General features: G+C 38.0%; 21 protein-coding genes, 3 tRNA genes and 2 pseudogenes. 7 read left to right on the top strand and 19 right to left on the bottom strand.

The features are described from left to right. Positions 1 to 7: 7 nt before the first annotated feature. From groES to HYG88_RS09865, 3 genes are all read right to left on the bottom strand, one after another. Positions 8 to 298, bottom strand: coding sequence for a co-chaperone GroES (gene groES, locus HYG88_RS09855; protein ID WP_005144860.1), 291 nt, complete (start codon positions 296 to 298; stop codon positions 8 to 10). A 188-nt stretch (positions 299 to 486) separates the two neighbouring features. Continuing rightward, a complete protein-coding gene (locus HYG88_RS09860; protein WP_005158107.1) occupies positions 487 to 1242 on the bottom strand; it encodes a metallophosphoesterase in 756 nt (251 codons plus the stop codon). Further along, the gene (locus HYG88_RS09865; RefSeq protein WP_005158108.1) at positions 1223 to 2161 is read right to left on the bottom strand and encodes a diacylglycerol kinase family protein; all 939 of its coding nucleotides are present in this window, start codon (positions 2159 to 2161) and stop codon (positions 1223 to 1225) included. The genes HYG88_RS09860 and HYG88_RS09865 overlap by 20 nt, the downstream gene beginning before the upstream one ends. A gap of 396 nt (positions 2162 to 2557) precedes the next feature. On the opposite strand from HYG88_RS09865, the gene HYG88_RS09870 reads away from it, so the two are divergent. Next, the gene (locus HYG88_RS09870; RefSeq protein WP_005158109.1) at positions 2558 to 4387 is read left to right on the top strand and encodes a phosphoenolpyruvate carboxykinase (GTP); all 1830 of its coding nucleotides are present in this window, start codon (positions 2558 to 2560) and stop codon (positions 4385 to 4387) included. Between the two features lie 488 nt (positions 4388 to 4875). Further along, positions 4876 to 5292 (top strand): hypothetical protein, encoded by a 417-nt coding sequence (locus HYG88_RS09875; protein ID WP_005158110.1) that lies wholly within the window; start codon positions 4876 to 4878, stop codon positions 5290 to 5292. Positions 5293 to 6060: 768 nt separating this feature from the next. On the opposite strand, the gene glpD is transcribed toward HYG88_RS09875, so the two are convergent. From glpD to glpK, 3 genes are all read right to left on the bottom strand, one after another. After that, the gene (gene glpD / locus HYG88_RS09880; RefSeq protein ID WP_005158111.1) at positions 6061 to 7581 is read right to left on the bottom strand and encodes a glycerol-3-phosphate dehydrogenase; all 1521 of its coding nucleotides are present in this window, start codon (positions 7579 to 7581) and stop codon (positions 6061 to 6063) included. Between the two features lie 256 nt (positions 7582 to 7837). Then, on the bottom strand, positions 7838 to 8596 hold the full coding sequence (locus HYG88_RS09885; protein ID WP_178883023.1) for a DeoR/GlpR family DNA-binding transcription regulator: 759 nt from the start codon (positions 8594 to 8596) through the stop codon (positions 7838 to 7840). 50 nt (positions 8597 to 8646) lie between these two features. Further along, positions 8647 to 10161, bottom strand: coding sequence for a glycerol kinase GlpK (gene glpK, locus HYG88_RS09890; RefSeq protein WP_087536979.1), 1515 nt, complete (start codon positions 10159 to 10161; stop codon positions 8647 to 8649). 258 nt (positions 10162 to 10419) lie between these two features. On the opposite strand from glpK, the gene HYG88_RS09895 reads away from it, so the two are divergent. Continuing rightward, complete coding sequence (locus HYG88_RS09895; protein WP_087548097.1) at positions 10420 to 10845, top strand: hypothetical protein; 426 nt, start codon at positions 10420 to 10422, stop codon at positions 10843 to 10845. Positions 10846 to 10898: 53 nt separating this feature from the next. Here the strand turns inward: HYG88_RS09895 and HYG88_RS09900 are convergent. From HYG88_RS09900 to folD, 3 genes and pseudogenes are all read right to left on the bottom strand, one after another. After that, positions 10899 to 11181, bottom strand: a pseudogene (locus HYG88_RS09900) (GNAT family N-acetyltransferase). A gap of 116 nt (positions 11182 to 11297) precedes the next feature. Continuing rightward, a complete protein-coding gene (locus HYG88_RS09905) occupies positions 11298 to 11966 on the bottom strand; it encodes a methyltransferase (RefSeq protein ID WP_178883024.1) in 669 nt (222 codons plus the stop codon). 47 nt (positions 11967 to 12013) lie between these two features. Continuing rightward, positions 12014 to 12862 (bottom strand): bifunctional methylenetetrahydrofolate dehydrogenase/methenyltetrahydrofolate cyclohydrolase FolD, encoded by an 849-nt coding sequence (folD, locus tag HYG88_RS09910; RefSeq protein WP_087536976.1) that lies wholly within the window; start codon positions 12860 to 12862, stop codon positions 12014 to 12016. 152 nt (positions 12863 to 13014) lie between these two features. Between folD and HYG88_RS09915 the strand changes: the two genes are divergently transcribed. Together HYG88_RS09915 and HYG88_RS09920 are read left to right on the top strand one after the other, a co-directional pair. Next, positions 13015 to 13088 (top strand) — tRNA-Cys (locus HYG88_RS09915). A gap of 14 nt (positions 13089 to 13102) precedes the next feature. Continuing rightward, positions 13103 to 13188: transfer RNA gene (locus tag HYG88_RS09920), tRNA-Leu, on the top strand. Positions 13189 to 13304: 116 nt separating this feature from the next. Here HYG88_RS09920 and HYG88_RS09925 read toward each other — a convergent pair. Continuing rightward, positions 13305 to 15083 (bottom strand): annotated as a pseudogene (locus HYG88_RS09925) (alkaline phosphatase). 208 nt (positions 15084 to 15291) lie between these two features. Here HYG88_RS09925 and HYG88_RS09930 point away from each other — a divergent pair. Further along, positions 15292 to 15377, top strand: a tRNA-Leu gene (locus tag HYG88_RS09930). A gap of 134 nt (positions 15378 to 15511) precedes the next feature. Here HYG88_RS09930 and pgaD read toward each other — a convergent pair. The 7 genes from pgaD to HYG88_RS09965 form a co-directional block, all read right to left on the bottom strand. Then, positions 15512 to 15928: a poly-beta-1,6-N-acetyl-D-glucosamine biosynthesis protein PgaD gene (gene pgaD / locus HYG88_RS09935; RefSeq protein ID WP_005158127.1), complete on the bottom strand. Its 417-nt coding sequence runs from the start codon at positions 15926 to 15928 to the stop codon at positions 15512 to 15514. Positions 15929 to 15958: 30 nt separating this feature from the next. Beyond that, positions 15959 to 17215 (bottom strand): poly-beta-1,6-N-acetyl-D-glucosamine synthase, encoded by a 1257-nt coding sequence (gene pgaC / locus HYG88_RS09940; RefSeq protein ID WP_005158135.1) that lies wholly within the window; start codon positions 17213 to 17215, stop codon positions 15959 to 15961. A gap of 15 nt (positions 17216 to 17230) precedes the next feature. After that, positions 17231 to 19228, bottom strand: a complete 1998-nt coding sequence (gene pgaB, locus HYG88_RS09945; protein ID WP_005158137.1) for a poly-beta-1,6-N-acetyl-D-glucosamine N-deacetylase PgaB — start codon at positions 19226 to 19228, stop codon at positions 17231 to 17233. A 252-nt stretch (positions 19229 to 19480) separates the two neighbouring features. Continuing rightward, positions 19481 to 19876 (bottom strand): hypothetical protein, encoded by a 396-nt coding sequence (locus tag HYG88_RS09950; RefSeq protein ID WP_005158138.1) that lies wholly within the window; start codon positions 19874 to 19876, stop codon positions 19481 to 19483. Positions 19877 to 20262: 386 nt separating this feature from the next. Then, positions 20263 to 20604 carry an FKBP-type peptidyl-prolyl cis-trans isomerase gene (locus HYG88_RS09955; protein WP_005158141.1) on the bottom strand — a complete coding sequence of 114 codons (342 nt, stop codon included), beginning with the start codon at positions 20602 to 20604 and terminating at the stop codon, positions 20263 to 20265. An 18-nt stretch (positions 20605 to 20622) separates the two neighbouring features. After that, on the bottom strand, positions 20623 to 21153 hold the full coding sequence (locus HYG88_RS09960) for a YaeQ family protein (RefSeq protein ID WP_005158142.1): 531 nt from the start codon (positions 21151 to 21153) through the stop codon (positions 20623 to 20625). Between the two features lie 75 nt (positions 21154 to 21228). After that, the gene (locus HYG88_RS09965) at positions 21229 to 22242 is read right to left on the bottom strand and encodes a GTP-binding protein (RefSeq protein ID WP_005158143.1); all 1014 of its coding nucleotides are present in this window, start codon (positions 22240 to 22242) and stop codon (positions 21229 to 21231) included. Positions 22243 to 22720: 478 nt separating this feature from the next. Between HYG88_RS09965 and HYG88_RS09970 the strand changes: the two genes are divergently transcribed. After that, on the top strand, positions 22721 to 22936 hold the full coding sequence (locus tag HYG88_RS09970) for a hypothetical protein (protein WP_087537190.1): 216 nt from the start codon (positions 22721 to 22723) through the stop codon (positions 22934 to 22936). 132 nt (positions 22937 to 23068) lie between these two features. Here HYG88_RS09970 and HYG88_RS09975 read toward each other — a convergent pair whose 3' ends face one another. Together HYG88_RS09975 and HYG88_RS09980 are read right to left on the bottom strand one after the other, a co-directional pair. Continuing rightward, positions 23069 to 23590, bottom strand: a complete 522-nt coding sequence (locus HYG88_RS09975) for an acyl-CoA thioesterase (protein WP_005158145.1) — start codon at positions 23588 to 23590, stop codon at positions 23069 to 23071. A 220-nt stretch (positions 23591 to 23810) separates the two neighbouring features. Continuing rightward, entirely contained in the window at positions 23811 to 24434 is a 624-nt protein-coding gene (locus HYG88_RS09980; protein ID WP_005158146.1) for a MarC family protein, read from the bottom strand. Between the last annotated feature and the right edge of the window lie 297 nt (positions 24435 to 24731).

Here is a 24731-nt window from a genome sequence, read left to right on the forward strand (position 1 = left end):
TGTCGAGTTAGCCTTCAAGCACAGCTAAGATGTCCGACTCTTTCATAATTAAGAGTTCTTCACCACTTACTTTTACTGTTGTACCTGCATAAGTACCGAACAATACTTTGTCACCAACTTTAACGTCTAAAGCACGAACGCCATTGTCAGTGATCTGACCATTACCCACTGCAATGATTTCACCTTGAGAAGGTTTCTCAGCAGCAGAACCTGGAAGTAAAATACCACCAGCCGTTTTAGTTTCTTCTTCTACGCGACGAATCACAACACGATCATGTAATGGACGAATGTTGCTCATATTTAACTCCATCAGACTTAGTCTTTTTTGATAAATTGTTATGACAAGACAAAAGCGCCATAACAAAATTTGATATGCCACTTTTGTGGGGTTAAAAAAAATGGCTTCAAGGGGGAAATTAAAAAAAAATCTATTTAAAGATGTTTTTTTCAACACAATCACATGATCTTGCCGAATTAAGCAGCATTTCATGATCGAAGAAAGATTTTCTGTTTTTCATCAAACCAATAATGCTCAATTGTTCCGTCATCTAAAATCACGTTAAAACTATTTGAAAACCCAAAACGCAAACGATTTGAAGTTGCTGTTCCAGCATGAATATCTAAAATAGGATGGTTGAATCCCAATTGAAAAATTTGATTTAAATCATGAACAGCAACTTTGTGTAGATGCCCATGTAATAAACCAAACAACCCTGTCTCACCCCAACGTTCTAATGCAATTTTAGCAAGCACAGGACAATCCTTATCTCCATGCTCATTTGGGAAGGTATAAAAAGGCTGATGGAAAGTGACCAATTTTATTTTATTTGTGGGTGCATTTTTCAGCTTGGTATCCGTTTCATGAATTTGCTCAAGAGAAATATGCCCTCGGGTATGGTATCTCCGACGAATACTATTCATGCCAACAATATAAAAATGCTCCGTTTCTAAAGTAGACTCTAAACGGCCAAAAAACGCTTGGTAACGTACAAATGGAGAGAAGAAGCGTTTCCAGACATGATAAAGCGGAATATCATGATTACCTGGCACAACAAGATATGGGATATGTAAAGAATCTAAAAACTGACGGCAATCATAAAATTGCTTGAAACGCGCACGCTGGGTTAAATCGCCACTGATTACAATTGCCTCTGGGCGTTTTTGTTGGCAAAACAGTCGTATCGCTTGAATACATTCTTCACGTTCAGTACCAAAATGTAGATCAGATAGGTGTAACAACATTTGGAACCATCACTTTCAAGGCTGATTTTTTTACTGAGAATTTTAAAGGTGGTTGCATATCCACTAATTCCCCATCGACTGCAACAGTAAGTTTGGCCTTTTTACAGTCAACCTGTATTTGTTCGGCACAAAAAGAATAGACGTCCGATGCTTGATCGATTTCCCCTTGAACAAGTTTCCATAGCATTTTTAATAAAATGATTCGGTCACTTTTAGCAACAACAACTCCAGCTAACTTGCCTTTTGCAGCACATTCTGCAACTCTTAATTTCATATCCTCTAATTGCAACTGATTATTACCAAAGAATATTAACGGAGTAACTACAGGATATTTTTTCCCATCAACCGTGAGTGCGAGTTTTAATGATTTATGTTCGCGCAGTAGCACATCTAATGCCGAAGTATAAGCATGTAATGGAAAGCGCCCTAAATACTGGTTATAAAGTTCACGCTTCTTAATGAATAAAGGATACAAACCTAAACTGGCATTGTTCAAATAAATTTGATCATTAATCGTTGCAACATGAACTTCGCGCGGTTGACCCACTGCGATTACTTCTGCTGCTAGAGCCACATCAATCGGAATATCTAAAGCACGTGCAACATAATTAAACGTACCTAAGGGCATTATTCCCATTGGAATATTGGTATGCATTAACTTTTTTGCTACGGCATTTAATGTACCATCACCACCTGCAGCAACAACTACCCCACGCGCATGTTCCTGTTGATGTCGAGATAAAACATTATTCATCATTTCATCAAAATTCATGTGCGAATTTAATTCAAACACCTGAATTTCAAATCCTTTCTGACTCCAAAAAGCCATAAGAGCTTCATACTGGTCTTCTTGCTGTGCTGCATGAAAGCCAGATTTTTGATTGTAAATTATGGACAAGGGCCGTAAATTCTGAATCATACCTAACAGCCTTAAAGATAAATCACCAGTATTTTTGTTTATAAAATCAACAATTAAAAGTTTGTTTATGTAAATTTTGGATGAGCATTATTCAATTTATCAATAATAATTCTCAAAAAAAATAAACAAATCTATCTAATTGTTTTTAATAATAATTTAAAATAAAAATAATACACATAAAAAAATTACATATAGAACCAAAAAATACTCAATTTAAGCAAAAACAATACGTTACCCATAAATATACACTCTTAGATTAAGACTCTATTAAGCACGGTAGTCTTATTTTTTTTACGATTTTATGCTTTAATACAGCCACTTTTTTTACTTCATCTATTTTCATTGTCATCCAATGAATAGAATTGTACGTCGTACACACTTTAAAAAGGCATCACCATGACCCAAGTGAACGCACCAGAATTCGTTCGTCACCCTAAGCTTATTGCATGGGTGGAAGAAATTGCAAAATTAACCAAACCAGCAAAAATCGAATGGTGTGACGGAAGCGCGGAAGAATATCAACGTCTGATCGACTTGATGATCGCTAACGGCACCATGCAACAACTTAACCAAGAAAAACATCCTGGTTCTTATCTTGCAAATTCTGACCCTTCTGATGTTGCTCGTGTTGAAGATCGCACATATATCTGCTCTGAAAATCAAGAAGATGCTGGTGCAACAAACAACTGGGTTGCGCCTGCTGAAATGCGTGCGAAATTAAACGGCTTATTTGATGGCGCAATGGAAGGTCGTACCATGTACGTCGTTCCTTTCTCTATGGGTCCTTTAGGAAGCCATATTGCACACATCGGTATCGAATTAACAGATTCACCTTACGTTGCTGTCAGCATGACAAAAATGGCGCGTATGGGCAAAGCAGTTTATGACGTATTAGGTACAGATGGTGAGTTTATCCCATGTGTTCATACGGTTGCTGCTCCATTGAAAGATGGTCAAAAAGATGTCGCTTGGCCATGTAACAATGAAAAATACATTGTTCATTACCCAGAAACTCGTGAAATCTGGTCTTACGGTTCTGGTTATGGTGGTAATGCTTTACTTGGTAAAAAATGCCTAGCTTTACGTATTGCTTCTGCAATGGGTCGTGAGCAAGGTTGGTTAGCTGAGCACATGCTTATTTTAGGCGTAACCAATCCACAAGGTGAAAAACACTACATCGCTGCGGCATTCCCTTCTGCGTGTGGTAAAACCAACTTTGCTATGTTGATTCCACCAGCAGGTTATGAAGGTTGGAAGATTGAAACTGTAGGTGACGATATTGCTTGGATCAAACCAGGTGAAGATGGTCGTTTATATGCAATCAATCCAGAAGCGGGTTTCTTCGGTGTTGCACCTGGTACAAATACCAAAACTAACCCGAACTGTATGGCGACATTAACTAAAGATGTTATCTATACCAACGTTGCTGTAACAGATAACGGTGAAATTTGGTGGGAAGGTCTTTCTAAAGAAGTTCCAGCAAACTTAACCAACTGGAAAGGTCAGCCTCACGTTGAAGGTGAAAAAGCGGCTCATCCAAATGCTCGCTTTACAGTTTCAGCTGGTCAATGCCCTTCTATTGATGCTGACTGGGAAAATCCAGCAGGTGTACCAATCTCTGCATTCATCTTCGGTGGTCGTCGTGCAGATACAGTACCTTTAGTAACTGAAGCTTTTGACTGGGTTGATGGCGTTTATAAAGCTGCAACAATGGGTTCAGAAACAACTGCTGCTGCTGTTGGTCAACAAGGTATTGTTCGCCGTGACCCATTTGCAATGCTTCCTTTCGCTGGTTATAACATGGCTGATTACTTCGGTCACTGGTTACAACTTGGTCAAGAAGTTGGCGCTAAAGCAGAAGCTGCTGGTAACAAATTACCAAAAATCTTCAATGTAAACTGGTTCCGTCGTGATGCTGAAGGCAACTTCGTATGGCCTGGTTTCGGTCAAAACATGCGTGTTCTTGAGTGGATTATTGATCGTTGTGAAGGTCGTGCTGAAGCGACTGAAACACCAATTGGTTATGTTCCAACTTACGAACAGTTGAACTGGACAGGTATCGACTTCTCTAAAGAACAATTCGAAACTGTTACAGCACAAGACAAAGACCAATGGATCAAAGAGCTTGAAAGCCATACTGAGTTATTTACTAAACTTGGTGACCGCTTACCGCAAGCACTTAAAGATCGTCAAAATGAATTATTAGCAGCTGTTAAATCTGCTTAATCACTCTAGTTTCCCTCTTGATTAAAGAGGGGTTCAGGGAGATTTAAAAGGTCACTTCGGTGGCCTTTTTATTTGGCGGATTCCGTAACGATGCGCAACACATTTATAAGTAGTTACTAAAACAATTGTGGTGCAAAATTAAACACCCCAACCAAAGAAACGCCACAAACCATCAACGTAGTGACATGTCAGAAAATCGAAAACCTTGGTTTCACCACGACTAGAAATACCTTAAATAACAGACCCACCCAACCCTATAACTAATATGCTTATAACGGATATGCCGCCTAACTAAATCAAGTAATTTAGGCTAATGAACTGACATGTTATTATCCTTGTTATTTTTATGATTTAATGATGGTTTTAAGTCAAAATAAATCAATATTATTTTGTTTAATACTTCATTAAATAGGCATCTTATGCAGCAGAATTTGGAATCTTATGTATCACCACTACCGCATAAGAATAGTTAGGGGCAAAGCAGACTCATGTCACTCGAAATAGATAGCAGAATCGAAAAATACCTTAGCAACAGTTTACATGGTTTAAACCTTCTTTACGGCGCAAAGCTATATGGGCAAATGCTGGTTTTGCTCTATTCGTGCATAGATGCAATGGGGCTACTAGACGCACCGCCATCACAAATTAAAGCAACAGGCGATTCATTCAAGAATTGGGTAAAAAAATACATGCTTGGCGACCCTCGCATTAACTTTAACGAGTTAGATTTTTGGGCGGCGCGCTGTGCAGTGCTTCACACCTTCACATCCCAATCTGATCTATCCAACAACAATAATGCAAAAGAATTACAGTATTACGCTGGCGCCAAAGAATCGCCACAAGCCAAGTTATTTGCATCCACAACGCCTTTAATAGACGGTGTAAACATATTCCAGTTCATATAGAAGACATTTATTTGGTGTTCCTTGAAGCATTAAAAACGTTCTGTCACCAACTGGCTACCAATTGCAAAAATGATCAGGCTTATGAGAGGCGTCTTAACAAAGTCCTGCAAATGTTTAGCCTGTAATACCCCCTAACAAGGCACTCCAGAGCCGACTCAATTGGCTCATTAAATAAAACATATGGTGGTACTAATTGGCTTGTGCATGCATACGATGATAGAAAGTCTATTGTTATCGTCCTAGATGAAAAAATCCTGCTAGTCCGTTTCTTTTCTTTATCTTTAAACAAGATAACGAATACACACTCTATGACGAAGGAAATAGAGATAAAAAAGTATACAAAGCTAGCCTACGATGAGCTTGTTTCGTTACTAACTGATGATTTTGTTATATCACTTTACTCAGAAATCGTGAAATCAGCGGTGCTTAGTAATGTCGAAAGCGGCACCTAATTCAGGCGTTAAATGGATGCTTCGTGTCTATTTAAACCTACGCAATTTGCATGCAATGAACTGTTACGACGATAACTCTACTCAGCCACTAACCAAATGAGCAATTTGCCCACGTACGGTTTTCATCAAAACACTCTAAAATCAAGCATCAATTAATAAATGATTTAAATCATCAATGCATCGAATAAATGACAATATTCGCATCCCCCAAAGCCCCCTGCACATCTATCAGTAAATAACCTGAGTTCGCCGAACTCAGGTTATTTAGATAAAGGGCTTTTTTAAAGACAGCGCTTAGATACTGCTATAGCGCTTTTTAAGCAGCTTCGTTGCTATGAGTTTTTGCAATCAGATAAGCATCCAAAGCTTCTGTTTCTTTTTGCGTGAAGCTAAGTCCTAGTTTAGAACGTCTCCATAATACATCCTGACTGGTTGTTACCCATTCAGCAGTACATAAATAATCCACTTCACGCGCATACAAACCTTGTCCAAAGTGCTGTCCAAGTTGCTCAACTGAACTTTTCTCGCCTAAAATATTCCAAATACGTGAACCATAAGCTGATGCCCAACGCTTAACTAAAGCTTCTGATGCATCAGTGATTTGTGCACGAATTTCTCGCATCAACTGTTCAACAGACTCCATATTTTCGCCACCAGGTAAAGCTTCTGTTGCAGTCCAACTCCCCTTCATTTCAGGGAAGAATGCTTTTAACTGCTGCATAGCTGACTCAGCTAATTTTCGATAAGTTGTTAACTTTCCACCGAATACGGAAAGTAATGGGGCCTGCCCCACCTCACCTTTGGACAAAGCCAAAGTATAGTCACGCGTAATTGCAGAAGGATTATCTGATTCATCATCACAGAGTGGACGTACCCCAGCAAATGTCCAAATAACATCCGCTTGAGTAAGCTGTTTTTTGAAATGTGCATTGCTCACTTCAAGCAAATAGTCTGTTTCTGCTTGAGTAATTTGCACTTGCGCAGGATCACCTTGGTATTCACGATCCGTAGTTCCAATCATGGTGTATTGATCTAAATAAGGAATTGCGAAGACAATACGGCGGTCATCATTTTGCATAATAAATGCTTTATCACCTTCATACAGTTTCGGTACAATGATATGACTACCTTGAATCAAGCGAATACCATAAGGTGATTTGAGCTCTAAATCTTGTTTGATGAATTTTGCGACCCAAGGGCCAGCAGCATTGACCAGTGCCTTTGCTTTAATTTGGTATTGACAATTTTCATTTTCTAAATCAACAATCCAATACTGCCCATCTCTTCGTGCAGACAAACAACGAGTACGAGTTACGATATCAGCACCCTTTTCACGGGCATGCATCGCATTAAGTACAACCAAACGAGCATCATCAACAGCACAGTCAGAATATTCAAAACCACGTGTTATCGCAGAATTTAAAGGGCTATCTTCTTTAAAATAGACATTATTTGAACCCAATAATTTCTCACGCTTACCTAAATGGTCATAGAAGAACAAACCCGTGCGAATCAACCATGCAGGGCGAAGATGTGGGCGATGCGGCATAATAAAACGCATTGGGCGAATAATATGTGGAGCTTTAGCCAATAGCACTTCACGCTCAGCTAACGCTTCACGTACTAAACGAAATTCTTTGTGTTCCAAATAACGTAAACCACCATGAATGAGCTTACTGCTTGCTGAAGAAGTATGACTGGCTAAATCATCTTTTTCACACAAGAATACCGATAAACTGCGTCCTGAAGCATCAGCCGCAATACCAACACCATTGATACCACCACCAATGACCGCAAGGTCATAGATTTTTTCATTTGTCTGAGGAGAAGTTTGCATAGATCACCACAAATTTTTCATTATTTTTCGATAATGAAAATTAAAACATATAAATCGAAAATAAACAATAAAAAATAGATCAAAAAATGCCAATCTATCGACACTTTTAGATAAATGGTAAAATTCGATGGAGAAACTAACAGTTCAGAAACACGGTAACCGCATTTATTTATAAGAAAAATATAATTTTTATTGAATATATCTTGAGTTAAATTGATTAACTCAAGAAAAGTAACAATTTTTCGAAAATGAATATTTATTTTGCAACAATCAAACCAACATCTAAGTCTCGGATGGTTTTTATAAATTGCTCATTTGGCTGTTGATCAGTAAAAATACAATCCACTTGCTTAAGTGAACCTAATCGAATCATCGCATTACGCCCAAATTTACTGCTATCCGCGGCTAAAAAAACTTGGCGTGCACTTGAAAGAATTTCTTGAGAGACACACACTTCCTGAAAATCAAAATCAAGCAATGTGCCATCTTCTTCAATTCCACTAATCCCGATAAGCGCATAATCTGCTTTAAACTGTTTGAAAAAATCAGCGGTTGCTTGACCAATGACACCACCATCTGGACGAACACGACCACTGGCAATCAGAACTTCAAAATCCTCTTTTGTGCTCAGGGTCTTTGCAACATTCAGGTTATTAGTAATGACTTTTAAGCCCGTGTGATTCAGTAGTGCATGAGCAATCGCTTCGGTTGTGGTGCCAATATTAATAAATAAAGAAGCGTGATTTGGAACGGCAGCAGCAACAGCTTCAGCAATTGTTCTTTTTTGCTCAAGCATATGCCCGACACGCATCGTATATTCTGTATTTTCAACACTTGAATCATGCGCAGCGCCGCCATGATAACGGCGCAAAAGCCCTTCATCCGCTAATTGATTAATATCACGACGAATCGTTTGAGGTGTAACATCGAAATGTTGAGCAAGTTCTTCAATACTAATATAACCACGCTCTCGTACTAATTCGAGGGTTTTTTGTTGGCGTAGTATCAAGCTCATGCTCATCAATCCTGTTTTATTTACGGCATATTATATCCGGCTATTTTAGCTTAATCTTCTGCCCAATCTCGAGTACGTCCGACAGCTTTTAACCAACCTTTATACAATTTTTCAGTTTGATCCTGACTGCATTCAGGTATAAAGGTTCGTTCGATCGACATTCTACTCTTCAATTCATTTAAATCCGACCAGAAACCGACAGCTAAACCAGCCAAAAATGCGGCTCCCATCCCTGTCGTTTCTTTCATTGCTGGACGTTCAACTGAAGTCGAAAGAATGTCCGCTTGGAATTGCATCAAGAAGTTATTCGCTGTTACACCACCATCTACGCGGAGTGTGCGCAACTTTTCGCCAGAGTCTTGTTGCATTGCATCTAATACATCGCGTGTTTGATAAGCAATTGACTCTAAGGTCGCACGAATAATATGCTCAATACTCACACCACGTGTAATACCCAAGATCGCACCACGTGCGGTTGGGTCCCAATACGGCGCACCCAAACCTGTAAATGCAGGAACAACATATACGCCATTACTATCTTTCACTTTGGTGGCGTAATATTCAGAATCATACGAATCATTAATCGCCTTGAGTTCGTCACGCAACCATTGCACACATGATCCACCATTAAACACAGCACCTTCTAGAGCGTAATTCACTTCACCTTTTGCACCACATGCAATGGTAGTCAACAAACCATGTTCAGATTGAACTATACGCTTCCCTGTGTTCATCAATAAGAAACAACCCGTCCCATAGGTATTCTTTGCCTGCCCGACTTCTACACACATTTGTCCAAATAATGCAGCTTGTTGATCCCCCGCAATACCTGCAATTGGAATTCCAACTTCCTGACCGCTAATGGTATGTGTGTATCCATAGACCTCAGATGAGCTACGCACAGTTGGTAACATTACTTTTGGAATGTTTAAAGCTTGAAGTAACTTATCATCCCATTCTAAGGTTTCTATATTAAACAGCATGGTACGTGAAGCATTGGTATAGTCAGTCACATGAACTTGACCATTGGTCAATTTCCAAATCAACCACGTATCCACCGTACCAAACAAAAGCTCACCGCGCTCTGCACGCTCACGACTTCCTTCAACACGATCAAGAATCCATTTTATTTTTGTTGCTGAAAAATATGGATCGATGACTAGGCCCGTTACTTTTCGAACATAATCATCCCAACCATCTTGATGTAACTGATTACAAATTTCATTGCTTTGACGGCTTTGCCAAACAATAGCATTATAAATCGGCTTACCAGTTTTCTTATCCCAAATGATCGTGGTTTCACGTTGGTTAGTAATCCCGATTGCAGCAATTTGGTCACTTGAAATACCCGCTTGTGCTAGCGCCTCAACCCAAACTGCACTTTGAGTTGCCCATATTTCCATAGGATCATGCTCAACCCAACCTGGTTGTGGGTAGATTTGCGTGAACTCGCGCTGAGCAATACTAATAACATTTGCATCATGATCCAACACGATTGCTCGTGAACTTGTTGTACCTTGGTCAAACGCAACCACATATTTTTTTTGACTATCTGTAGAGATCATGACACACCTATCCAGACTTGCCTTATAGCAGACCAATAAACTAAATGCCCGTTAAAACGGGCAAAAATACTGCAATAAAGCAACGACTTCTGTATTAAATAAAAAACTTGGCAGATTATATGCAAAATTGTTCGAAAACGAAAATTCTTTCTTTAACTTTGAACCTCAATACGATGAATAGCGCCAATTTCAAAGATTACTCACAATAACAACCTTATTTTATGCCATACTAATTATGGAAATAATAGGATCATAGATATGAAAAAAACCAATTTATTCATTATTGTTACAAGTACACTTGTGATCACTGCATGTCAAAGTACACCACACAAATTTAACGGCGTGACGGGCTATCAAATAGAAAATAAAACAACAACTTCAGCCACGATTGCTTACACCCTTGCAGCACGTACCAATCAAGATTTAGATCAAAAGAAATTACAACATGCATGCAACCAAGTTTTAGGCGTAGGAAAAACTTATAAAATTTCAATACTCAGTGTGAATGAAATTATGAATCCTACACAACAAGAACAATACGGCGTAAAACTTGGAAATAGTCGTGCAACTTTTGGACTTTCTAATTCACCTGATTTCAATAACAGTGAAGGATATGCAACACGCCAAGCACTTGAAGCACGCCCGACTACACTTAAAGTCATTCGCTATACTTGTTCTGAATAAATAATAATCATGGATGTATAAGTTTTTCTTTAGGTTTATACATCCTATATATTTTATATCTGCAAGACATCAAGAATTGATAGGTCTTTATCGAAAACCGACTTTGCAAATGGGCATAAAGGAATGACTTTAATGTTGCGACCTCTTGCAAAAGTAACTAACTCATTTAAAAGTTTTCGACCTAATCCTTGCCATCGAAATTGATCATTCACATCAGTGTGATCAATAATTAACAAGTATCCTAGCCCATGTGTAAGCCATTTCACCAGCTACTGTTTCACCGTTAAACAGCTTAAATATTCCATGTTTATTATCATCAACCTGTTGAATATTCATTTTCTTTCCTTTTGAAGATTATTTCTATTTCAACTGAATGTTTTAGCATGAGTAAGAGGAAAATAGTGTTGAGATTTGATAGTCTCAACACTGATTATTTTTAGATTAAACATTATTTATTTTGTGCGGTAAAAACTCACATTTCTAAACTCTTTGGATTCATCCAAGTCAGGCCAAGTCGTTGCACTGCGTTCATCAATCTTCATATATTGAGGATGGCTAAAGTTTTTAACTCGGCTATCGGCAACCCAAACTTCGGGCGAAAATTTCAAAAACTCATCTAAAAAGAAACGATTGCATTGGTCATACAGGACGTCCGCAGCGAGCAATACATCCACCTGCTCGGCTTTATATAAATCATCCAAATATTCAAGTTCAACATCATTCAACAAAGCATTTTCACGACATGACGCAAGACTTACTGGATCAATATCACAACAGATCACACGTTTCGCACCTGCCATTTTTGCAGCAATTGCAACTACGCCCGAACCTGCACCAAAATCCAAGACCACTTTATCTTTAACATGATGTGGCTCAGCGAGTAACCACTGTGCCATCGCTAAACCAGATGCCCAACAGAAAATCCAATACGGCGTTTCATTCCAAATACGACGAATCACTTCGTCATCCAAACGATCCGTTGGAAAAACTGGTGGAATCAACCATAACGATATAGGTGTTTCAGGAAGCTGCTGTGCTAGTAGATCCGTATTAGGGATGACTTCATGTAAGGCTTGAAGTAAATGTTCAGGGGCTTTCGCAAATTGAAATGTACAACTCATATATCTTTAATTCTAAAAAACCCCTCTTATCGAGGGGCTATTAATCTTTAAACTAATGCTTTTTCAGCAGCTTCAACAGTTTGACGAATCAAAGTCGTAATCGTCATTGGCCCCACACCACCTGGAACTGGTGTATAAGCAGAAGCAATCTCTTCGATTCCCACTAATTGAATATCACCGACACCACCGCCATCACGCGGGTGGAAACCTGCATCTACAACAACTGCACCTTGCTTGATCCAATCTTTTTGAATCAACTCAGCTTTACCTACCGCACCTACAATAATATCTGCTTGTTTTACCAATTCAGCTAAGTTTTGAGTACGCGAGTGGCAAATCGTCACTGTCGCATTCGCCTGTAATAACATCATTGCCATTGGTTTGCCTAAAATCGCTGAGCGACCGACCACAACTGCATGTTTACCCGCGATCTCGATCTTGTTTTCTTGCAAAATGGTCATGATGCCAGCTGGAGTTGCTGAACCATATGCAGCCTCGCCCATTGCCATACGACCAAAACCTAGACAAGTCACGCCATCCACATCTTTAGCTAATGAAATGGCATCAAAACATGCTCTTTCATCAATTTGTTCAGGCACTGGGTGCTGCAACAAAATACCGTGTACATCAGGATTCGCATTTAATTTTTGAATTTCAGCAAGCAATTGTTCTGTAGTTGTTTCTTTAGAAAGCTCAACTTTCAATGAATCCATACCGACACGGCGGCAAGCGTTGCCTTTCATACGCACATACGTTGCCGATGCACCATCATCACCAACCAAAATTGTTGCCAAAATTGGGGTACGTCCCGTTTTTGCTTTTAATGCTTCTACACGAACCAACAAATCAGCTTCGATTTGTGTTGCCAACGCACGACCGTCTAAAACCAATGCCACAGCGCATCTCCAAAGTGGGTATGAATCAATTGCGTAAATAATACATGATAATTTGACCAATATTCTTTTAGATGTTGTTTTTATGTGCATATTCACGGCAAACACTATTGTTTTTTTTCTAAAGGTTGCTAATATGTGCATCACCAAATGATGGCGGGGTGGCAGAATGGTCATGCAGCGGACTGCAACTCCGTGTACGCCGGTTCGATTCCGACCCCCGCCTCCAAATTTGGTTTTAAAGCCCGAGTGGTGAAATCGGTAGACACAGGGGATTTAAAATCCCCCGCCCACAAAGCGTGCCAGTTCGAGTCTGGCCTCGGGCACCATTTTTCAGCAAATGAAATTTGGTGCTAAAAATTCCAGCTTAATGCTGGTTTTTTTATGTCTGAAATTTAAGAATAAAAAAGCCAAACATTAACGTTTGGCTCGATGTATCAATCGTTTACGCAACTTGCTGCCCTGCTTTCACTGGCAACAAATTCTTATCAAAACTGAGCTGATATTGTCTGGCTGTATCAATGCTATATTCAGATTTTTTGATTGAATCCACATAAACCCACTGTGACTGTACCTGAGTTTCATCAAACTGAACCATGAGATAACCTCGTTGGTTTAAGTTGCAATAGTTCAGCTCATCAATCAAGGTGGTAAATGCAAATTCAAACTGCTGTAACCGAGCCAATGGAATATTTAAATATTTTTCCAGACCTGGTGAAGAAACTGAACTGGTTGCCAATTCCACACCTACAAATGCACCATCTTTACTATATAAATTAGAAGACCATGCATTATGGGTATCCCCTGCCAACACCACAACTTTTTTATTTAATTGTGCCAAAGTGCCGTATAAAATTTCACGCTCAACAAAATAACCATCCCATGCATCTAAGTTATAAGGTGCAACGGTGAGGATACGAGCTTTTTCCTGACTGGTTAAGCTCGGATCACCTTGCTTTAAACGCATCTTTAAGGTGACTAGCTCAGTAATTTGCGTATTCATTTTATTTAAGGTGTCGGCAGTTGGATTGCCTGAAGTTATTTCAGCCAAAGAAAGTAACAACTCAGCAGGAATCAACATTTTCGCCATTAATATTTGTTGACCTAAAACATTCCATGTTGCATTAGATTGTTGAAGTTTTCCGAGTAGCCAATCCCGTTGGGTATACCCCATTAAAGTACGTGCAGGGTTGGTTAAGTCCGCTTGGAATTTTGCAGCATTCAAACCATTTGCGGTCATATAATCTACATAATCTAATTGCTGATCACGCGCGATAATACGTGTATCCAACATAGTAAGCTGAACGAGATTACCAAAATCAAACTGTCGATAAATCTTGATATGCTGATCATCAATTGGACGAATCGGCATCCATTCAAAATAAGCTTGCAATGCTGCTAATTTTCTTTCAGAGAATTTACCTTCATTCTTTGCATTTGCTGTTTCTTCAGTATGATTTTCAGCACCTTCTCGCCATGCATCATTTGCTAATTCATGATCATCCTAAATCACAATAAATGGATGACGATGATGCAAGGACTGTAGGTCTTTATCTTTACGATAGATTGCATAACGTTTGCGATAGTCATCCAGTTTAATAATTTCTTTATCATTATTCGCAGGAAGCGTACGCCCTAATTTCGCTGCATCTTCTGTCGCATAACCATCAGCGCCATATTCATAAATATAATCGCCTAGATGAATCACGACATCTACATTTTGTTTTGCCATTTCACGGTAAACATAAAAATAGCCTGCTGGATAATTAGAACACGAGCACACAGCAAAACTAACCTTTGATGTACTGGTCGGCAAGGTTTTAGTCTGACCTACTGGCGAAATTTTATCACCGAAAACAAAACGATAAAAATAGCTTTGATTTGGTTTTAATCCAGTTGCATCCACCTTTACAGTAAAGTCTTGCGCAGCAGCAGTAGTGACTTTATCGGTTTTAATAATTTGCTTGAATTGCTGATCTAACGCAATTTCCCAAGTGACTTGCAACCGTGCACTGCTATCACTTGGTGTTAAGCGTGTCCACAAAATCACGCGATCCTGTAGTGGATCACCGCTGGCAACGCCATGTTCAAAATTAACTTGTAATGTCGCTGTTTCTTGATCTGAACTGTCATTACATCCTGTAAATCCCGCAGATAAAGACAATGCCCCAAATCCGAATAAACTTTTTTGAATGAGTTCCCGTCGTGAAATTTTTGCTGTCATTTGGATAGCTACCTTAATTTTATTACTTTAAGTAATTAAAACTAAGTTGCTTAAATGAAAGTTTGATCTCAGTTTGATGAAATAATCATGAAAATTATATGACAATGCTTAATTTTTATCTGATAAACACATGAATTGATTGAAAAGAAAGCAATTAATACTTTTTACTCTTGCCAAGTTTTAAAGTCTCCTCTATTATTGCGCACATGCCCGAGTGGTGAAATCGGTAGACACAGGGGATTTAAAATCCCCCGCCCACAAAGCGTGCCAGTTCGAGTCTGGCCTCGGGCACCATTTTTCAACTAATGAAATATGGTGCAAATAAAAATCCAGCGTAAGCTGGTTTTTTTATGTCTAAAATTTAAGACAAGCATAAAAAAATGCCTTAATTAAAATTAAGGCATTTATACTTCTCAATCGAATAAATTTTATTCAACTCTAATAATCTTACCATTTTCATCATGATGCAGCGTGGTTACTTTTTGTTGGCGACCAGCTTGAATTTCTTGTTCAGGCAACTCAAAATAACGTGCATAATCAGGTAGTGCTTTTTCAATTGCATGTTTTTTATGTACGCGTTTTGAAGGTAAAAGCCCCCATAATAATAATGCTACCGCACACATGAAAAGTGCTGTAATTCCGTGCTCAAGACCTTGACTGAATGCAGCCATTAAACGTTGTGCAAGATGCGTTTTTTGCAGTTCAATTAACACCCAAACTAAAATAAATGGTCGCCATAATAGCAGCCAACCTGCCCACATCATTGCTGTTGTGGTCGTAGAAAAATAACGCTTATGCCATGGGAGTTGGCGACGAACATCGATAATCAAACTATTTGCTTTCATTTCTAGTCTCAGCAAAATGAATCTTGCGACTCAGCGAATTCCACGATCTGGGCTAATCCAACGGGCGCGTTTTTCATCACCACGCAACAGTACCTTTGGAAAGGCGACGATTGTAGCAGTAATCGTAATTAACCAAAACACAAATGGGTACCAAATCATCCAATAATAATTTTTCCCTAGGCTTGGCTCATAACGACTATCCATCCATTTGCTTAAAGCAAACTGAATTAAACAGGTCGCACCTAATAAAATTCCACTACCGTATGGTAAAAATGGTGAACTAACGATAGCAAGGGCTGGGATTGTAAATACAAAATGTAACAACCACATGACAGCCATAATCAACATCAAATATGACCATACTAATGTTAAGCAAAGCTCCAACATTAAAGGCCAGAGAAAATTAAGTTTTGGCTTAAAGAACACATCAATATTCTTAATCAGAACTTGTGCCCCACCCATCGCCCAACGTAAACGTTGCTTCCATAAACCATTAAAAGTCTCTGGCATCAAAATCCAAACCAAAGCATTTGGTTCAAAACGAACATCCCAACCTGCGCGTTGTAATTTCCAAGTGATATCAATATCTTCAGTCAACATATTTGGAGACCAATAATCAACTTGATGTACGGCACTTTTACGAAATGCAGTAATTACACCCGATACTGTAAATAAACGGCCAAAAGTACGTTGTGCACGTTTAATCATGCCAACAATTGAAGAAAACTCACCGACCTGTATACGTCCCAATAAAGTTGAACGTGTACGAATACGTGGATTACCTGTAACTGCTGCAACTGTTGAGTCTTCTAGAAAATGACGCATCATCCATTTAGCAGCATGAGGATCTAGTAACGCATCACCATCAATACCTATCAAGAACTCAGCATCAGTCATTAAACTGCCCGCTTGCAGTCCCATCGCTTTACCTTGGTTTTGAGCAAGATGTACCACACGTAATTTTTCATGCTGCATCGCGAGACGATCCAGCACTTCGCCCGTGTTATCAGAACTACCATCATTAATCGCAATCACTTCAAAGTTTGGATAATCTAATTGCAAAGCATGACTAATGGTTTCTTCTGCGTTATCCCCCTCGTTAAAACAAGGAACGAGTACAGCAACTTTAGGATATTCAGGCAAAGTTGCTGGCTGCTGATATGGAGGATCTTGGCGCTCTTTCCAATAAAAAATAATTGCCCCAACCATCCATAAATACGACATAAATAATGGATAATAGAAAACAAACTTAATGGCATAAGCCCATAATAAAGCAATTATACTCATCGACACATTACTCCGTTATGGTACTAATTGTGATGATTTTAAAGCAAATGCCTTACGCATCGTTTCCACATCTGGGTGTTCTTTAATCGGATCGTCAGGATAATATGCAATGTGCATCGCACCTTGTTGATAAAGCGACTTAATTGTTGCTGCCATTTCTTCAGAAGGAATCTTCTGATCATTACGCCAGTTAATGGCTTGTAACTCCATCACTGTCTTTTTAATCCCGTTTGGATATTGTTTCACCCGATTCATAATATCCGTATAAAATTTTTCGGGATGATCCGATTGCTCCATATACGGCATTGCCATTATTGCAGTGAAATCATAACGTCTTAATGACTCTTCTAAAGACTGTGCATACCAATTTTCGGCGTACGGGTTAAGGGCAACTTGCGCATACAAATTACGTGCAGTCATCAAATAAGGCTGATATTGACGCACCTCACCTGCGAGCTCCATTGCAAAATCATCTAGGGTACGCGTTTTATAAGCAGTCCATTTCTGTAACTTGTCGTCATTATTTCGTATTTTGGCCAGATCCGTTGGCAAACCTTGTTTCGCATAGGCTGCTAGTGCTTGAGGGCTTGCATCTTCATAATCAGATAATGTCACATCATCATGGAATAACAGGCCATCAAATGGCGTTGATTTTGCAAGATCTTGATAAATCTCTTTAATGGTTTGTCTTGCTTTTGGTGAATATGGGCTTAAGCGGATATACCCCATATTCAAATGCTCGCCTGCTTTTGCTTGTTGCGTGACAACTAAATCCTTTGACACTGGGTCTGATTTAGGTAATTCCCATGCAAGTAAAGGCATCCAAGCATACAAACGCTGTACTGGCGTACGTGTTTGAATTTGCCAAGCTACTCGGTTAAATAAATCCGCACGCATTGGAATATGACGATTTGGGAAATACACCATATCAGCAGAACCATTTGCATCAGGATCAGAAAATGCTTGTAAATAAACAGTCTTGACTCCCATTGCATTGATACGATCTAACAGATTACCTAAATTGCGTTCCTGTTGTTGTGGGTCTGGATCATAGATGTAATCTAAATCCACATGCATGATCTTTTGCGGACGATTATTATCATTCAAATTCAGTTCGCGGTTCTTAATTTCTTGTGCCAAGGCATTGGTTGACATATTTCCTTGAATTAAAATACGCCCCATATTTTGGATCGATTGTTTGGCATGATCAGCGCCATCATCCAAAGTAATGGTAATCGGCATACCCAATTGTTTAGAAATTTGAACTAATTGCATATTGTAGCGACCATAAGGCCAAACCATAACACGTGGTGAACGTAAACCATGTGCCTGCAATAATTCATTATTTTTCTTTAAATCTTGATAAACACGTGCTTGATAATTTGCATCGCTTTCATAGGTTTTCGTATTTGAATCATAGATTCGAGTAATCGCTGCTGGTTCTGAATTACCTTGAGGGTTTGCGTTTACTCCTCGATGCAAATGATAGCTATGGCTTGCAATCTCAACTAAGCCACTATTTTGCATTTCTTTGAGTTCATTCCAACTCAAAATTTTATTGCGCGTAATCTCTTCCCCACCAAAGTCTACTTTCTGATTAGCTTTTGGCTCCAACCAAGAGCCGACAACTGCTAATACAACTGGAATTTTTTTCGCACGTACAATTGGATAAGCATTTTGATAAAAAGACTGATAACCATCATCTACTGTCAATAACACAGGTTTAGTGGGTAAAGTATATTTGCCCTGATGTGCTTTAATCAGTTGATCGACATTGATAAAGTGATAGCCATTATTTTGTAACCAATCAATGTGCTCGCTGAATTGTTGTGCTGTTACTGCATAACTTGGGATGAGTGCATCTTTATGCTCGGTAATTTCATGATAACCAATGACGGTTAACGTTGTCGCATCAATTTTGGAATTTTCTGCAAAAGTTGCTGTATTCGCAACTAAACCAATCATTAGACCTAAAAATGTTTTTAAGGTCGGAGACACTAAACGTGTTGTCATAGAGATATCTTCTCAATATTCGAAAATGGCTGAGCGCGAATCATGCATGAATCATCTTACAATTTGTGGACAAATAAGATTTTTAGCGAGTCAGCTGGGAGCAAGGATTGTATTTATAATTTTAAAAACTGAAAATAATCTTAAAAAAATATTTTATAAATTTTATCGCAATATACATCAATATTTTAGCAATATGTAATTAGGTTCCTAACACGATACGTATTAAGAACCTAGTGAGCTAAATATAAAAGCTTAATATTGAATGAGCTGAAAATTTGGATGCTCAGAAAGTTGTTGTAAATAATAACGTTCTTTTTGATAAAAATATTTATATAAGCGATTTACCCATTCACCACGACGGAATGTCTGAATCTTTTTATTCACGCCATCATATTGTAGCAAGAGGATATTCCCTTCTAATGGAGATAATAAGGTAATCTGATAGTCAGGATGTGAATGCTGATGTGAAGGAATCAGCTCTCGTATAATCTCGACCTTGTTCTCTCCATCCATCCAATAATGTTTATCAATCAATGCTTTTTCATTGACCCAAAAACCATTTTCAGCGCCATTATAAGTATTAATCAAGAAAAAATTATGTAATTCTTTTAATAGCTCAGAAGCGGTAATATCCAAATAATCATTCATAGCTGCCTCACTCACTCAATTTTTTGGTGCTCGTTAACACAAGCATAGATTTTTTATAGTTTACCTCGCCATGTTTATGAATCTGCTGATCATGGATGGCAAAATTAAAAGCAATTTTTCCAAAAGGTAAATTAACATCACATTTTTTGTAAAAACTTTGATTCAAAATGGATTGCTCTTTGTTTAAAAGATATACAGAACCTTCTATAGAATCAATAATTTTAAGCAGATTGTTAAAAACAGAAGATTTAAATAAAAATATTTAAAATCAATATATTAAGATTAAATCATTTTTTTGATTTGTATTGTTTTTGTACCTTTTTTTTGCAAAGCATGAATGAAGCAATCAAATCAATGCCATCATGCTTTGCATCATTGAGACTAAATCACTCGTCGCGAGTTTTAACATCAAATAATTCAATTTCAAAAATCAGATTTGAATTTGCTGGAATAATTTTTCCCATTTTGCGTTCGCCATAAGCTAAATGTGCAGGTACGATTAATTTACGCTTCCCACCAACGCGCATTCCCATGATGCCTTGATCCCAACCTTTGATTACTCGCCCTGTACCAATCACCGTCTCAAAATAATTCCCGCGATCAATTGAAGAATCGAACTGAGTACCATCTTCCAACCACCCTGTATAGTGTGTTGTGATTAAAGCACCTTTAACAGCTTCTTTACCTTCACCTACTTTTAAATCAATAATTTGTAATTCAGCGCTCATTTTTTCTCCCAACCTGATTTATTGCAATTGTAACCATTGAATATCGACTTGACCGTTATCGCTTAACAAAGTCCATTCTCCATCCATAATATTAAGCTGTAATTGCATCGTGCGCTCACATAAGCCTTCAAGTGCCTGTGTAGTCTGAGATGCTAATTGCCAAACTTCCACATTACTCAAAGTCTTAATCTTGGTATTTTTTTGCCACCAATCAGCAGCTTGTGAACCATAGGTAATCACAGCCACTTTCTTACAGCGAGCACTGGCTTTTTTCACTTTATCTTCAGATGGACAACCGACTTCAATCCAATTTTCTAAAAGCCCTGTTAAATCTTTTTGCCATAACGCAGGCTCATCCGTTTCAAACAAATCTTTGGTGAATTCTAATCGCTCATCGGCATAACGTGCATAAGCAAGAATACGAACCATCAAACGTTCAATAGTCTCTGACGGATGTAAGGCAAGTGTTAGCTGATAATCTGCATAGATATGCTGATCCATATTGGCAATATTCAAATCTGCCTTATATATTGTTGCTTTTAGCGCCATGAAAAATACTCTTAAATACGGTGTACTCAAATTTGGCGCTAAGCATACTCTATTTTATTACAGAAAATATCGGCTTTAATCATTTTGAGCATCAGTTAGATCAAGACGACAATTTAATAATTGTGTTTCAAACCCCAACCAATCTTGTTCGGATTGGCAAATAATTTCAATTCGATTATCGATACTCTCTTCGGCAGACTTATAGTTAAATTGTTGAGGATTAAAGTTAAAACTTTTCCAACCTTGATCCGTATTAAATATGCCTTTGATACGGACCCAATTTTGTTGCGTACACAACAAATCTAACAGTTCAAAAAATTTAAATTGCCAGCGTTTAGGCAATTTCCAACCTGCAACGGTATAACCTTGGGCCGTTTCTACATAATGATATGGAAGTTGTTTTATTTCTAACGGAGGCTCAATAGCCTGTGTTTGTTGTAACTTGAGTAAAGGTTGAATCTTACGTTGTACAGGTTGTTGCATAATATCAACCTGAGACAATTCAATTTTGCCACACTCAACTTCAATCCAATGCTGGACATAAGTGTCATATTCTTGTTTTAAAGCCGCATAGGCTTGATGATCTGCTACTGACATACAATCAATATGCGAGAGGACTACGATTTGGGCAGATTTCAGTTGATCGGTATATAAGTTCTGTTTCACCCAATCTTCATCATGTAGACGACTCCCATCCACAACAATCACCAAAGCACGCATTGCTAAACTACTTTGCCAATGTGGCTCGGTCAGTTGTTCCAATAATTGTGCAGGATGACCTAAACCCGTTGGTTCGATAAATAAACGATCAGGTTTACTTTCACTGAGTAAGCGAGCCAGTGCAATTTGCATAGGAAGTTGACTGCTACAACACAAGCATCCACCAAGTAGTTCTTTGACAGCATAGCCTTGTTGTTGAGTAATCAGTTGTTGATCAACACCTATTTGCCCAAACTCATTCATTAGAACAGCCCAAACTTCGTTTTCAGGCTTTTGAGTTAATAAATGCTGCAATAGCGTTGTTTTACCTGCACCTAAAAAACCAGAAATAATGTGAGTAGGAACAATTTTGGGAGCAATAAACTTCACGATTTACTCGCATTAAAAATTTATTTCATTCTAAAGAGAAAAATATGCGAAATAAAATAAAGAATGAAATTTATGAAACAATTCAATTAAAAATAAAAATAGAGTGAATTAAATCACGAAATTAATCTAAAAATACTATTTAAAACTAATATATAAATGTTTTATTCAATTATTAAACTATTTGCAAAAGAAAGCTCTTGTTTAAAACACGTAAAATCTCAGATTGTTTTTTAATCAAAAATTCATATTTATATACATTTTATTGATAGGTTCAGGCATATAATTTTACAAGCGCATCACAAAACTACGTTTTATGATGCTCTATTGTTAAGTTTGCCGTAAAAGATTGTTAAGAATATTGCTGTAAAAAACTTAGGCGCTTAGCATAAACCTCATGCAGAAATTCAAGATTTGTTCTCACTCATCTCTCGAATTGAAGCTGTAATTTTTTAATTAAGTTTAAATATGGATGCCAAACATGAAACTCATTAAGACTTTAATTGCGACAACATTTGCTTTAACAGCGGCAACAACATTTGCAGCTTCGGCTCATGACAAATCACATAGCACCAAAACCACCGAAGAGAAAGTCGTTGTATCAAATCAAGAGCAACCTGAAACTCTAAATCCAGCTACGACAGACACCACAGCAAGTGATGCAGCAACATCGGCTGCCCCGACGGCTAGTAAATAATTTGATCTTCAGGTTCCTCCAGACCCTTTAGAACAACATTTGTAATGATTTGACTCATCTTTACAAATAAAAAAGATCGAACCATGCTGCGGTTCGATCTTTTTTTAGATCACTAGGAATGTGATGAATAAATCAACACTGGCTAGTTTTTTTGAAAATACTGCAAGAAGGTTGCTGTACTTCTTGTAAACGTAGATCCTTACGCTGTTCTGCAGCTTCGAAACGACAACGCTTCCAATCCGTATCTAATTTTAATGTCGGAACAACTTTAGGTTTACGCTCCTCATCCACAGCAACCATGGTGAAATAGCAGGTATTGGTATGTCTGATTGTACGCTTTTGAATATTCTGTGCTTCTACACGAATGCCGACTTCCATAGAAGTACGTCCTACATGATTAACACTCGCTAAAAATGTGACTAATTCACCAACGTAAATTGGCTCTTTAAAATTAACTTTATCAACAGACAATGTCACAACATAACTGCCTGAATAACGGCTTGCACAAGCATAAGCAACTTGGTCAAGCAGTTTTAAAATTGCTCCACCATGAACATTACCTGAAAAGTTTGCCATATCAGGTGTCATTAAAACTGACATTGTAAGCTCTGACTGATCATCAGGTGCTTGGTTCAATTGATCTAATGGATACATAGGAGAACTCATAGGAGAATACAACATGTGTATTATCGTTCATTCCTCAACGTAAAAATACGTATAAATGTATAAAACATCATCAACTATTTTTATGATAGATCGAAACATTATTTCAGTAGGATTACATATAGACCCTTTTTATTAGATTTTATCTAAAATTAACAATGTGTTATTAACCAGATAAATACTCATCATACAAAATTTTATATCTAATAATTTAATTTAAATTTGTAGCTTGAATGAGTCCCATCACACCATTAACGATCATATCGACAGCAATTGTACCGATCAGTAAAGCAGATAAACGCCCCATAATGTCAAAGTAACGATCAATATACTTCGCATGCTTGTAGCGTAAATGATCGTGTCCGTATTTCATCGCGATAAGAATACTGCAAGTTAACGCCAATGTGAGGGCAATCACAGCAATTGCTCCTCCAAATGGAACACTCACGCCTGTGACAACCGCAGCACTAATTGTTCCTGGTCCGATCATAAAAGGCATAGCAATCGTACCTGCTAAATGCTCAGGAGCCCCACGCATTTCACCGATTGTTTCTGCACCCTGAAACACATAACGATAACCAATGACAAGAAAAATTAGTCCACCAAATATTTGGAAAGATTCAAATCTTACATTTAGGTAGCGACTAAAAATATTCTCGCCCCCCCATGCAAATAATGCAAAAACAGCAAAAGCAATTAAGCTCCCTTGAATCAATGCTTTATTAAATACTTTTACATCGGTATTCCGAATCATCCCGACCATGTAGACACTCATCAGGAACGGATTCAGTAATGAAAAAAACAATGCAAATGCATGGATATAGGGTGAAAACATAAAACTCCCGTTATTACGATTAATACCTAAACTTCGTTCTAGTTAAAGTAAATGAGAATAGAATTTCAAAACGATTCCAACTGATTAATCAAACAAAGAATGCATATGCTGCGATTCAACACTTAAAAAACAGTATCATCGCTTGAACCCACGTATCTTAAATTAGTTAATTTCTTTGTACACGACAAAAAAAGACAACTCATTGAAATAATGGCATAATACTTGTTTTCTGACGACGAATATGATGACACATTTCAATGAGTTACATCTCATCTTAAACAAATATCTAAAGTGGAA

Origin of the sequence: Acinetobacter sp. SwsAc4 (assembly GCF_013391535.1) — a bacterium.
GTDB lineage: Bacteria > Pseudomonadota > Gammaproteobacteria > Pseudomonadales > Moraxellaceae > Acinetobacter.